12 protein-coding genes are annotated in these 13,151 nt (G+C 49.0%); 7 read left to right on the top strand and 5 right to left on the bottom strand.

Annotated features, from left to right (window positions below; all coding sequences use genetic code 11):
• Positions 1-8: 8 nt before the first annotated feature.
• From BLS44_RS23215 to BLS44_RS23190, 6 genes are all read left to right on the top strand, one after another.
• Positions 9-1,175, top strand: coding sequence for a mandelate racemase/muconate lactonizing enzyme family protein (locus BLS44_RS23215; RefSeq protein WP_090392943.1), 1,167 nt, complete (start codon positions 9-11; stop codon positions 1,173-1,175).
• Between the two features lie 148 nt (positions 1,176-1,323).
• Positions 1,324-2,097, top strand: coding sequence for an SDR family NAD(P)-dependent oxidoreductase (locus BLS44_RS23210; RefSeq protein WP_090392941.1), 774 nt, complete (start codon positions 1,324-1,326; stop codon positions 2,095-2,097).
• 26 nt (positions 2,098-2,123) lie between these two features.
• Positions 2,124-3,011: an SMP-30/gluconolactonase/LRE family protein gene (locus BLS44_RS23205; RefSeq protein ID WP_090392939.1), complete on the top strand. Its 888-nt coding sequence runs from the start codon at positions 2,124-2,126 to the stop codon at positions 3,009-3,011.
• Positions 3,012-3,116: 105 nt separating this feature from the next.
• Entirely contained in the window at positions 3,117-4,769 is a 1,653-nt protein-coding gene (locus BLS44_RS23200; protein ID WP_090392937.1) for a sodium:solute symporter family protein, read from the top strand.
• A gap of 11 nt (positions 4,770-4,780) precedes the next feature.
• Complete coding sequence (locus tag BLS44_RS23195; RefSeq protein WP_090392935.1) at positions 4,781-4,972, top strand: hypothetical protein; 192 nt, start codon at positions 4,781-4,783, stop codon at positions 4,970-4,972.
• Between the two features lie 420 nt (positions 4,973-5,392).
• Positions 5,393-7,381 carry a tetratricopeptide repeat-containing sensor histidine kinase gene (locus BLS44_RS23190; protein WP_090392933.1) on the top strand — a complete coding sequence of 663 codons (1,989 nt, stop codon included), beginning with the start codon at positions 5,393-5,395 and terminating at the stop codon, positions 7,379-7,381.
• Positions 7,382-7,559: 178 nt separating this feature from the next.
• On the opposite strand, the gene BLS44_RS23185 is transcribed toward BLS44_RS23190, so the two are convergent.
• The 5 genes from BLS44_RS23185 to BLS44_RS23170 all read right to left on the bottom strand — a co-directional run bounded on the left by BLS44_RS23185 (position 7,560) and on the right by BLS44_RS23170 (position 10,683).
• Complete coding sequence (locus BLS44_RS23185; protein ID WP_090392931.1) at positions 7,560-8,195, bottom strand: response regulator transcription factor; 636 nt, start codon at positions 8,193-8,195, stop codon at positions 7,560-7,562.
• A 172-nt stretch (positions 8,196-8,367) separates the two neighbouring features.
• Positions 8,368-8,544, bottom strand: coding sequence for a hypothetical protein (locus BLS44_RS26710; RefSeq protein ID WP_176954528.1), 177 nt, complete (start codon positions 8,542-8,544; stop codon positions 8,368-8,370).
• Between the two features lie 220 nt (positions 8,545-8,764).
• Complete coding sequence (locus BLS44_RS23180) at positions 8,765-9,394, bottom strand: hypothetical protein (protein ID WP_090392928.1); 630 nt, start codon at positions 9,392-9,394, stop codon at positions 8,765-8,767.
• A gap of 381 nt (positions 9,395-9,775) precedes the next feature.
• Entirely contained in the window at positions 9,776-10,273 is a 498-nt protein-coding gene (locus tag BLS44_RS23175; RefSeq protein WP_090392926.1) for a response regulator, read from the bottom strand.
• A gap of 23 nt (positions 10,274-10,296) precedes the next feature.
• A complete protein-coding gene (locus BLS44_RS23170; protein WP_143019900.1) occupies positions 10,297-10,683 on the bottom strand; it encodes a hypothetical protein in 387 nt (128 codons plus the stop codon).
• 469 nt (positions 10,684-11,152) lie between these two features.
• Here BLS44_RS23170 and BLS44_RS23165 point away from each other — a divergent pair.
• Positions 11,153-13,151: SdrD B-like domain-containing protein (locus tag BLS44_RS23165; RefSeq protein ID WP_143019899.1), on the top strand; the 1,999-nt coding region annotated here is incomplete at its 3' end.

The raw sequence follows: 13,151 nt of genomic DNA, 5'->3' as shown, positions 1-13,151 counted from the left end.
TTGTAATCATGAAAATAACAGATGTAAAAGTGTGGCTGGTAGAGGGCGTAAAATACAACTGGACCCTTCTGAAGATCTATACGGATACCGGTCATACCGGGGTGGGCGAAGCCACCAACTGGCCGGGCAGCCCGCTTGTATACGAAGCCGCAAAGCATGTGGGGCAGCGGATCATTGGCCTGGACCCGATGCGGACAGATTTTATCTGGACCAAACTGTACCGGGATCTGAACTGGGTGGGACCTTACGGTGCCAGCATGTGCGCTATAAGCGGCATCGATATGGCGCTGCTGGATCTTAAGGGTAAGGTGCTGGGCACGCCCTGTTATGAACTGCTGGGAGGCGCCTTCAGGAAGGAGATCCTGCTGTATGCCAACTACTGGTTTACCGGGGGCGGGCACAATGCTGCCGACTATGCCGCCCAGGCAAAAAAAGTAAAGGAGGCCGGGTTTACCGGTTTAAAGTTTGACCCCTTTGCCCATACCAATTATTTGTACGGGGAAGACCTTTCTTCCAATCTTACCCTGACCGCAGCGCAGCAGGACCTTGCTTTTGAAGTAAGCAAGGCGGTACGCGATGCCGTGGGCCCCGACTTTGATATCATGATCGAAACCCATGCCATGCTCAACTACCGGGTTGCAGTAAAAATGGCGCAACGCCTGGCTGCACTGGACATTACCTGGTATGAAGAACCGGCCGGGCCGGAAAGTGCCGATACGTTGCGGGCGATGCGCGAGCGTATTCCTTCCGGTGTATCAATTTGTGTAGGGGAACGGCATTATACGCGGCATGGCATCCGCCCGGTACTGGAAAAAAATATATGCGATATCATGATGCCGGATATCACACGGTGCGGCGGTCCCGGCGAGATGAAGCGTATGGCCACGATGATGGAAGCCTATAATGTATTGTTGGCGCCGCACAATCCCAATGGCCCGCTTTCTACGCTGGCATCGGCCCATGTATGCGCTGCCGTTCCTAATTTTTTCCGGCAGGAATTTATGTTCAATGATGTACCCTGGCGCGATACGGTGATTGATCACCCGATAAAGGATATGGTAAAGAACGGGTACCTGCATTTAAGTGAAAGGCCCGGGTTGGGAGTGGATCTTGTTGAAGCAGCAATGGAAGCACATCCCGGTGTACTGGAGCCAAGGGCGGGGTTTTATGTGTAGCTGACAGTAAGTACAGTTCTTATTGTCCCGGCTGAAGAATAAAGCTCAGCAGTCTTGCGTCGCACGCTTGTGCTGCTGTGCAACTATCGGCATTATTTCGTGGCTTTGTTTCGTGTCTTCACGGACCAGGGCAAAAAATAAAAATAGAATGTTTCAAATCTGTTTAAAAAATAAAACCGTTCTCATTACCGGCGCCACTAACGGTATTGGACGGGGCATTGCGCGGCAAATGGCGCTTGCTGGTGCGCGGGTAAGCGGTTGCGCCACTACAGAAGATGATAATGGTTTTGTGGCCGAAATGCAATCGTTAAATGCAGAAGCCCTGTACACAACCTGCGATGTTACCAAAGAAAATGATTTAAAAAGCCTGACGGATGCCACCATAAAAAAATTTGGTGGTATAGATATTTTAGTATCCAACGCCGGGCGCAATGTATTTACCGGTGCAGCAGGTAGCAACGAAGAAGACTGGCAACAGAATATGGATTTAAACCTTGCCTCGCATTGGCGGCTTGCAAAATTGTGCAAACCTTTTTTAGAAAAAAGGAATGGTGTCATCATCATCATGACCTCTAATCATTCCCTGGGTACCATACCGGGGTGTTTTCCCTATAATGTAGCCAAAACGGCGCTTACAGGGTTGGTACGGAGTCTTGCAATTGAATGGGCCCCTCGCATAAGAACCGTGGGTATTGCACCGGGTTTTATAGATACACCCGGTAACCAGCAATGGTTCGATTCATTTGCAGATGCACGGGCCGAAAGACAGCGTACGGTAAATTTACATCCCGTAAAGAAGCTGGGCACAGTGGACGAAATTGGCGGTTGGTGCGTATTCCTGGCCAGCGCGTATGCCGCTTTTGCAGCAGGTACGACGTACTTAATAGACGGAGGCAGAAGCGCGCTGATGCAGGATAGCTGAATTGAAAAAAAATAAGGATAAAGAGAATGATACCGCATTGGAATGCCGGCTTATTGTATGAGGCCGGGCTGCAACTGGGTGAAGGGGCCTGCTGGGATGCGCGCCGCCGGAGGTTCCTGTATGTAGATATCAAAGGCAAAAAACTGGGGCGCCTGAATCCTCTGACCCGGCAGGTGGAGGAGCGGCTGCTGGATAAGATGGCAAGTGCCATCATCCCGGTAGGGGATACCGGTAAGTATATCGTTGCGCTGCAAGGCTCGGTATCGCAGCTGGATTTTGAGACCGGTGACCTGCAAACGCTGGTTGAAATAGAAAAAGAGCGATCTGCTAACCGCTGCAACGATGGTAAATGCGATGCTGCCGGGCGTTTATGGTTCGGGACCATGCACGGGGATGCCAGGGCTGCAGAGGGGGCTTTGTACCGGTTCGACGGCAGCAGCCTCCGCAAAATGATGGATAAACGGTCCGTATCCAACGGCCTTGGCTGGTCGCCGGATAACCGGACCATGTATTATATCGATTCCTTCGATTACAATATCAGGGCCTATGACTTCGATGTGGGTTCTGGCGTCATTGCCAATGAACGGGTGATCGTGGATATAGAAGCCCCGGAGCAGGTACCGGATGGTATGTGTGTGGATGCCGAAGGCATGCTTTGGGTGGCGATCTGGGGCGCGGGCGCCGTGCATCGCTATGACCCTGTCACCGGTGCACTGACCGGAAAAGTAATAGTACCTGCACCGCATGTGACCAATTGCGCTTTTGGCGGCAAAGATATGCAGCAACTCTTCATCACTACGGCAAGAGACGGATTAACAGGAGCACAGCTGGAGCAGTACCCGTTAAGCGGCAGCCTGTTTATAGCGGATACCGGCATAAGGGGCCTGGAGGGATTTGAGTTTAAAGGAACCTGATTTTGTTCAGGGTTTCAGGTTCCGGTTCCAGGTCAGAACCGTTGTGGCTGAACGACGGTCCCAAATTTCAATTCTCGAATCTCAAAGCTATAAAAAATAAAATAGATGAAGCTTGCACTCATTGATTACGCGATCATCGGGATCTACTTTCTTTTTGTGATCGGCATTGGCTTCTTACTGAAAAAGAAGATAAAGACCGGCAATGATTTCCTGATGAGCAACCGTAATATACCGTTGTGGATCACCAGTCTTGCTTTTATTTCAGCCAACCTGGGTGCGCAGGAGGTATTAGGTATGGCCGCAAACGGTGCCAAGTATGGGTTGTATACCACCCATTTCTACTGGTTGGGTGCTGCGTTGGCGATGATCTTCCTGGGTATTTATATGATGCCGTTTTATTACGGAAGCAAGGCGCGCAGTGTGCCGGAGTACCTCAAGCTGCGTTTTGATGAAAAGACGCGGACCTTCAATGCGCTTACGTTTGCTGTAATGACGGTGTTTTCCTCCGGAGTATCCCTGTACGCGCTGGCCATGCTGATGGAGGTGATCCTGGGCTGGGATTTTAATGTTTCGATCTGGATGGCAGCAGGGGTGGTACTGGCCTATACCTTCCTGGGCGGCTTAACAAGTGCGGTGTATAACGAGGTATTGCAGTTCTTTTTGATCGTGCTGGGGATTGCCCCCCTGGTGTTTATAGGGCTTGACAAGGCCGGTGGCTGGGAGGGGATCGTGCAGCATGTAGCGGATGCCAAACTGCATGTATGGAAGGGGCTGGACGATCCGGCGCATAACCCCATGGGGGTGGATCTAGTAAGCATGGTATTCGGTCTGGGATTTGTGCTGGCCTTTGGTTACTGGTGTACCGATTTTTTGGTAGTACAGCGGGCCATGATCAGCCGGAACCTGAACGATGCACGGCGCACACCTATTATTGCAGCGGTACCAAAAATTTTGATGCCGGTAATTGTAATATTGCCGGGTCTTGTAATACTGGCGCTGCAAAAACAGTTTCAGGGGTTTGAGCTGCCAACGGCTGCCGATGGTTCGCCCAACTATAATATGGTATTGCCCACGTTGCTTAAAAATTTATATCCAAATGGGATTTTAGGGGTTGGCATTACCGCGCTTATTGCTTCCTTTATGAGTGGGATGGCGGGAAATGTAACGGCCTTTAATACGGTTTGGACCTTTGATATCTACCAGGCACATATAAAAAAGAATGCGCCGGAAAAACATTACCTGTATGTGGGAAAGGCAACAACGGTTGTGGGCATCCTTATTTCAGTAATGACAGCCTATGTAGCACGGGGATATAACAGTATTATGGACCTGCTGCAACTGGTGTTCAGTTTTGTAAATGCCCCGCTGTTTGCAACCTTTGCCCTGGGCATGTTCTGGAAACGTACCACAGGACATGGCGCCTTTTGGGGATTGATATCGGGAACACTGGCTGCCGCGGTAACACATGGGCTCACCGTGGCCGAAGGCAAAGGCGGCTGGCTGGGACAGGTACATCATTTTTTCTCCGGTACCAGCCAGGCATTTACCATCGCCTGGATCTCTTTTGTGGCCTGCTTTATGATTACGGCCCTCGTCAGCCTGGTAACGCAACCCAAACCGGAAGCAGCACTGAAGGGGCTGGTATATAGCCTTACACCCCGGCAGCACGACCGGTCTAAAGTATGGTATAAGAACCCGCTCTGGTTGGGCATATTGGTGCTGGCGGCCACTATTGTTTTGAATATTATTTTCTTTTAAAAATCGGATATATGAACAAATTGTTTGACCTGCGGTTTGTTATTGGCCTTTTTTTCCTGGTGACCGGCCTGTTACTGGTACTGTACTATATTGTAAAGGGAACAGCGTTGGACGGAAAGGTCAATTTGTATTGCGGCATCCTGTTTGTCGTTTTTGGAAGCAGCTTTTTGCTGAGCGTAAAAAGGAAGAGCGGAGGATCCTGAGGAAACCACAAAACGGGCCGGATCCGCGGCGCTTATAAGGATGATCACCATTCTGTTTTTAACCAACTTCTGAAATACATTAAACACCAGTGGAATACCGGCTTTATTGTATACCGGTGGGGCAGCTGCTTTTTTATCCGTCAGCTTCTTCAGCCATTATCACATAGGATCCATTATCTGAACAGCTTGCCTTCGGCAGATGCCCGGTTACCTACAGGACTGCAGATTAACATATTTGTCAACCCGCGGTATAAATGGATGCATACCGGAGCAGATCCTTGCTGCTGCATCATCCAACGGAAAAGTTGCTATACGATCTTAACGCCCGCTTTATGCGCCGGTCCTGTGATCCGGCAGGCGGAAAATTGGTGAAAAGCTTTATTTTTATATCCCGGAACAGGGCCGAATGAAATCCAGTCTGTGAGAAAACTGAAAATAAAGAAAATCATACATAACGCCCGCTGTCTATGGCGGTGTAACCATGTATTTGCGCTCCTGTTTGTTTTGCACTCCTGCCATCCGGGTACGCAGCATAAAATAAATGCCCCGGTAACGGTTACCGACCAGATCGGGGCGTTGAAGAAAAGAACCTTTGAAGTGCCCATCGATAGCGGCCTGGTGATCCAGCAGCAGGTAAGCATTCTGGCAAAACGCTACGGATTAACAGACGAGCTTATAAGATCTTACTGCCGCCTGGGGTATTTCATCGGGCGTACGCAGATGGATGTGAATAAGGGGAAGCGCATGATCGACAGTGCCGGCATGCTGGCAAAGGAATCGGACAGCAAAAAAATGGGGCCCCTGGTGGATCTGTATTACAGTGTTTTGTATAGCGGCCGGGACGACTCACTGGCGTCTCACTATATGGAAAAGGTGATGCCCCGGTTAAATGAGCTGCTCCCTCCCGATAAAATTATGGCGCTTTGTTCTATGGGAAATATTCATTCACAGCGCGGGAATTATGCAAGTGCCCGGAAGTATTACCTCCACGCGCTGGATATAGCTGAACACCAGACCCCGCGCGATTTTAAAGCGGAAATAGCTATTCATGATGTTATGGGTATCGGGTACCGGGCCACTAAGGATACGCTGGCGGCCATAAAGGAATGGAAAAAAGCGCTGGCGCTATGTACGGATTCGATTGAAAAGCTGGGAGAGATCGAATATTTTTACAGCAATTTCGGACAGTGTTATATCGAAATGGGGAGGCCGGACAGCGCCCTGCCCCTGATCCGGAAGTATGCGGCGATTGTTCGTGCCAATTATACGGACAGTGGTGCACGGCTCCTGCCCAATCTTTATTTTGCAGAGATTGCGTTGCAGAGAAAAGAATATAAAAAAGCCGATGGTCTGCTGATTCCCTATGGAAATTATATCGGTACCATGGATATGGATGCCCGTTCGCTGCCCAACGACTGGTTCGTGTACGGGTATTATGAAACGCTTTACAAGGTAAAGAAAGCAACGGGCGATTATGCCGGGGCCATGAAGGCGCTGGAAGATCAGAAACGGTTTGATGCGCTGGTGAACCGGAAAAAGAATGACGATAAGTTGCTGCAGTATGACCGGAACCTGGAAAAAACGAAGATGGATAAGGCCGTGGCCGAACAGGAAAAAAAGGCAGCAAATAGCCGGCTGATCCTTTTCCTGGTCATCTTTTTACTATCGCTGGCCATTGCTGTAGGCCTGGTGATTTTTTTCCGGAATAAAAAGCGGCTGGAGGCTCAAAAGCTAAAAGGGTTATACCAGGCTTCAGTGATTGAAAAAAAAGAGTTGCTGCTGGAAGCAGAAACGGCTGAGCGGAAGCGGATCGCGCGGGAATTTCATGATGAACTGGGTGGCGCTCTTACTGTCATTGGAATGGCAGCTCAGGCGCTTCGGGGCTTCAATATCGAGGCCATTGCCGGGCCGGTTGAGATCCTGCAGCGGAATAGTCAGAAACTTACAACACAGGTCAATGAGATCGTGTGGTCGCTCAATGATCGGAACGATACCCTGGGCAGCCTGCTGGCGTATGTGCAACGGTATATGGATCAGTTTTTATCCGATGCGGGCATAATGTATACGAGCAGTTTCCAAGTAGCAATGAAGGAACTGCCTGTAGAGGGGTATAAACGGCGTTATCTGTTTCAGAGTATCAAGGAGTGTTTCAATAATGCGGTAAAGCACAGCGGAGCAACGGCACTGAGATGCACGGCGGTAACAACTCCGGAGTTACTGAGGCTTACCATCGAAGATAATGGTAGCGGCATGCCCGATGAAGCATTGTTGGTTAAAGGGAATGGATTGGATAATATCCGCAGTAATATAACGGCGTTGGGGGGGGATGTACGCTGGGAGCGGGGTATCGATACAAGAGTTGTGATCGAGGTGCCATTGAAAGGGTTGGGGAAAGCGAAGGTTACTTAGACGTGATCAGCTTTCAGTCATTGATGGGCAATAGTCAACATCATAGAACCTTAATGAATCCTGCTGAATGAGTAGAGCAATGTCGGGTAGCTACTCGTCTTCCAGCTCACCCCATCCCCCTAAACCTGCCAGCGATCTGTGAGAACTGGGACAGTGTTTAAACCAGAAACTTTGAACCCTACCGGCCGTACAGATTGTGGATGTTATAAAATTTGTTGATGGCTTCCACACGGTTATCTACCTGCAGCTTTTCATAAATGCGGTAGATATGACTCTTGAGTGTTTTAATGCTTATATAGAGCTGATCGGAGATCTCCTGGTAGGTCCGGCCCTTTGACAATTGTTCCAGCACTTCGGTTTCCCGGGCGGTGATATTAAATTCAGGCGGTGCCTGTACCTGCTGCATTTGCCGGACGATCTTCCGCGCGATATCACTGCTCATAGGACTTTTGCCTTCGTTTACTTCCCGAATCGTATTCAGGATAAATTCGGGGGTATTATTTTTCATCAGGTAGGAACTGGCCCCCACACGCAACGATTCATAGACCAGTTCATCTTCATCGAAGGCGGTGCACATGACAAACTCAGTTTTTTTGCAAATGGGTTTTAACTGCCGTACACAGTCAATGCCGCTCTGGCTTTCCAGATGAATGTCCATCAATACCACATCGGGTTGCTCTTCTGCTATAAACTTTAATGCCGCATCACCGGTTGTAATGCTTCCGATATGAAGGATGTCTGGTTCCGTTTGCAGCAGACTTTCCAGTAATATTAAAACATCTTTGTTATCTTCAACAATAGCTACACGTATCATGGTTAAAGGCTGATTTCGAAGTCCGGATAATCGATCCTAATCTGCATAAAAATACTGAAGATACAAATTGCAGGATGACCTTTTCGCTAAAATAGCCGTTTTCTTCGCTTAAAACCGGTATGTATCGCGTTTTATTTTAATGTTCTATATAGTTTTACCAGGAAGCCTGGATTTAAATGAACGCGTAAAGGACCAGCAGGGTTAGCAAAAGCAGCCCGATATTATTTTTTTTCCTGCGGCTTTTGACCAGGAAAAGCAAAACTGCTATAATGGCTGCAGAAAGCAGGAAGATGCCGGCAGAAATGCCATTTTCTACGGGACGGGCATAAAGTATGCTTAACAGATACATGTATTGAGATTTTAAAAAGTATGAGTAGCCGGCAAAAATGCCCGCATGCTAAATAAACGGAGACAGGACGGTGGCTTTCGACGGAGTGCAACGGCACGGTCAATACAGGCGTTGAGTACAGGCGCTGTTCCTGCACAAAGGTGCACCTGTTTTCATTTTGCCGGGTACTACTTTTGTAGTAAAAAAGGGGGCGGGAGGCTTGGGAAACAGGTAATGGTCTTTATTCCTGGGTTAGCTGAACCATTTTAGAAGCTGTTATGCGACCATCGGTGTTGTACTGCAGCAGCCGGACGTATTGAATGCGCCGGCCAGTATTGATAGCGTCTGCGATTTTTCCGGAGCAGGTTGCAAAACCTGCGGTAAGGGCGATGCCAAGCAGCCAGCGGACGTTTCTGCCCGATGCATTCGGGATCAGCAACAGCAAAAAGAGGAAGGCAATGCCCGCCAGGGCAACAGCTGTGTCTGCCATACTGAAGGCATAGCCGAGCGGGGTATCCGAGTTGCCATGGGATGTTCTGCTGTTTACAGTGCCGATCGTTTCCCAGGAATTGCTGTTTGTGAAACCTTCAATTTTATATTCCCTGCAGTTTTTTTCGCAGGAGCTGTTCCATTTTATATAGACATGCTGCGCCTTCCTATACGCTGTAACAGATATATCGGTTTGGGCGAAAGCGCCGACTGACAATAAAAGCGCCAGGATAGTTGCTGTGTTTTTATGGGGGGAAGGCCGGCTGTTTTCGGGCTTGAACAGGAAATGAAATGGTATCAGGCTAATTCGCCCGCAACTAATTGCCGGACGGGTACGGTGCTGCGGTAACCGGTCGCTTTGTAAAAATAAATCAGAATACATGTCCTTAAAGGCTCAAAGGGGTATAGGGTTGGGAAAATAGCTGCGGCATACCTGGATACAGTTAGCTGCATTTTGTTATCGGCAAACATACCCTGATATCTTATTCGCCGGCTACTACTTTTGTAGTAAAAATCCGTACAGAATCCCCCTTAATTTTGAAATGCAATACAAGTAGTATTAGTAGTTAAGAGGGGTGCCCAGGCATGGCCCCCGGTAGGTTAAATGCAATACGGCTCCCGTCTCTACGGGAGCCTTTAAATGATAGTGCCCACGTTCTATGAACGGAGTAGATCCGGCGCCGTGGAATAAAATGGCCAGGGGGCAATTTCCTGTTAGGATTTAAGATGCAACGGTTATAGCCGAAAGTTTATTGGTAACCGTTTATTTATGGATAATGTCTATACCGGCGGGCTCCTGCACCGGCTGTTTTCTCCCTCTTCCCGGGGAGGATCTGAGCCGTCTGAGCCTCCTTTTTAATGAAGCTTCGGGGAGCTCCGGGTCGATGAAGCGCTGCCCTTTATGCACCTTGTGAATCGCGTCTGTTAGCACGAGCGGTAAACTTGTTTTCAGTACATAACCGGCTATGCCTGCCTTGAACAAAGTGCTGATATAGGCTTCATTGTCCATATTGGAGCAGATGAGGATGCCGATATCAGGGTATTCGTCTTTCAGGGAGGCAATATAGTCTGCACCATGGAGCGTTCTTATCTGGATATCAAGGATCAGCAGATCCGGGGTTTCGGTCAGGAGTCCGCGGGAAAGGCTCCCGGCATCAAGAAAACTGCCTGTAATATGAAGACCGGGATCCCGGCGAATGCTGTTGCACAATGCATCAACCAGGATCGGATGCTCTTCCAGTATTGCTATTCGGATGGACATTTTTTATAATATACCTTATTTGTTTAACGATCGTTTTTTTGTAGCGTATCCCATTTTTCGAGCAGGGCATCATGTTTTTGTTTCCAGTAGCTAATTGCATCTTGTGTTTCTTTAGGGGGTGAAGTGTCTTTAACGGAGAACATCAGCTTTTTCAGTTCAGGGATATGTTGAGAAAAATCAACTCCCAGGGCGTGGCTGTAACCGGTTAGCAGATGAGCCGGCAGGTCTTCATCCCGGGTATGATTGTAATAGGTCGTGCGGCTGATGCGCATTTTCTTTGTCAGCCAGGTAACCGATCGGCCGCTTTCTTTTACCATTTCTTTTAAAAACTGACCTCTGTGCACAAACCACTGGTTTAAGATGATCGATTTATGTTGTTTTGAAAAGGCTATGGAATGCAGTGGCGTCACAGGTCCGGATAATTCGTATTGCTGTTTTGCACTGTTGTTCCGGTCACAAAACTCTGTTTAATTCCGCTGCGGGGTTTACTACTTTTGTAGTAAATGCGGGGCTTTAGTGAATGGACAATGGTGAATCAATGGCGTTCCCTTAGACGTTTAACCGAAAAATTTGCCGGCTCAACGCTGACAACAAGGGCTGATGGCTGACCGCTGAAATATCAATGCCGGGTCCTCTTTCCAGGCTTCAACGTATAGAAATCATTTACTACAAAAGTAGTAATCGGCCTAAGCCCCGGGCGGGTCATCTTTGCACCAGTAAGAACAGGAAAAAAGAATCGCTATCCAAATTTTCGTGTTTAGACGCTGTACATTTTTGTAAAGAAAATTGAACACTCAGAATAGCAGCCAAAGCACTGTAATGAGCCCGGGCAGGACCCGGATCCCAATAATAAAAAATGAAATCAATAAATAGTTATGTATGAAATATCTATCATTTCCCCGGCAACGGCTAATGCAACTGAAACAGATAAAAATAGCCCTGTTGCCCGTTTTTACCCTGTTTTCCTTATGGGCACAGGCCCAGTGCGATAAGACCATTTGGGCTACCGGCTCCAGTTCGTCAACAGGTAGTGTGTACAAATTAGACCCCGACAACGCCTTCGCCCAACTGGGCGGCCCCTATACCGGTCCTACGGGGGCATACGGCTGGTATTCCATAGCCCAGCCCGGCAATGGTTTTGTGTATATGGCAACGATGAACGCAGCCGTTACTACAGGCTCCGCCACTATCTACAGATTATCCACCACCGCTCCGGCCGGTACACAGCCTGCCAATACCGGAATCACATTGCCACTTGCTGATTTCAGCAATGAGTATTATATCAGCGGCGCATCCGATCCGCAAGGTAATGCCTATTTTATAACCGACCATGGTTATCGGCTTACGAAATATGTTCCAGCTACCGGAGCCGTTAGCATCGTATGGGATCAAACGATCACTGCGGCTACCGGCAGCCCCGCCCTCCCGAGTGGGGTTACTTTCCACACTGAACAGATGAATATGACCATTGATGCCAATGGCGATTATTACTTTATTACGGCCAATACCGGAAGGTTGTTCCAGGTAAAAAAAGGCACTACCAAATATATATACAGGGGGCAGGTTACCGGAGTAACTATTGGTGGCGGCGTGACTATTACCGATTTGGTATTTGCCAATGGCAAAGTATATGTGTCCACAAGTAATTCAGGGAGCCCAGGCACTTCCTATCCTATATACGAGCTAAATACGGCCACTATGGCTGCCACAGCCGTTGGCACCACCGGATCCTATAGCGATTTATCAAATGCGCCTTGCGCAGCCATCAGCATGGCCCGCATCAACGGCAGCCTGGTAAACGATAAAAACGGCATGACCGATGGTGTAAACGGTGCCGGCCTTTCGGGTATTACCGTAAACCTGTATGATAATGACGGAAACATAATAGCCACCACCACTACCGATGCCAATGGCAATTATAGCTTTAGCACCCTTACCAATGGCAGTGCTATACCTGCCGGTAATTATTCTATAGGCATAGTTCCTCCTGCCGGTTTTCAAAATGTAAGCAGCACCGATGCTGTCAGCCCTTACGATGGGCGTACTCCTATAACGCTTGGTGCAACAGGGGGTGTAAACGATGTTGATTTTGGCCTGGATATTACTGCCAACCCCGATTTTAACTCGGGCTATGTAAACCAGCAAATGAGCGGTAACTTAAACACCAATGATAAGGTACCTGCAGGCAGCACTTATGGTGCTCCTGCTATTCCATCAGGCGTTAACAACCCCGGCAATTCAGTTCCCACCATTGATCCTGCCACGGGCAAATATACGTTTACAGGGAGCGACCCTGGTGTATACACTTTTGATGTGCCGGTTTGTACCAGTGGTACACCGCCCGTTTGTACCACCAACCGGCTTACCATTACCGTGGCGGAGCCTAATTCCGCCACCAACCCGCCGGTGGCCAATCCGGACCTGGCCACCATGACGGGCTACACTTCGGGTACGCCACCAGCAGTAACGCTCAATACCCTGGCCAATGATCAGCCGGGCTCGCTTTCGCCGGCGCTCAATCCTGCCAGTGTTACACCCACGCAGCCGGCCCATGGTACGGTAACCAAAGATGCACTGGGTAATATTACCTATACACCCGATCCTGGTTTTGTGGGTAAAGACACCATTCCCTACCAGGTATGTGATCTGTCTGTTCCCACGCCTAAATGTACCAGCTCCTACCAGGTAGTAACGGTGAATGCTCCCGGAACAGCCAACAGTACTTCGGCCAGCGATGACTATGCTACCGCCGTTCAGGGAGCTTCCATCGTTCGTACTGCCGCCACCGGTTTAAAGGCCAATGATGTGGACCCGGAAGGCAATGCAACAACGATCACCGGCATCGGAGGCACGGCCCTGTCCGGCGGAACAGCTACGG

Origin of the sequence: Niabella drilacis (assembly GCF_900101395.1) — a bacterium.
In the GTDB taxonomy this organism is placed as follows: domain Bacteria; phylum Bacteroidota; class Bacteroidia; order Chitinophagales; family Chitinophagaceae; genus Niabella; species Niabella drilacis.
This window is presented reverse-complemented; position numbering and strand designations above follow the sequence as displayed.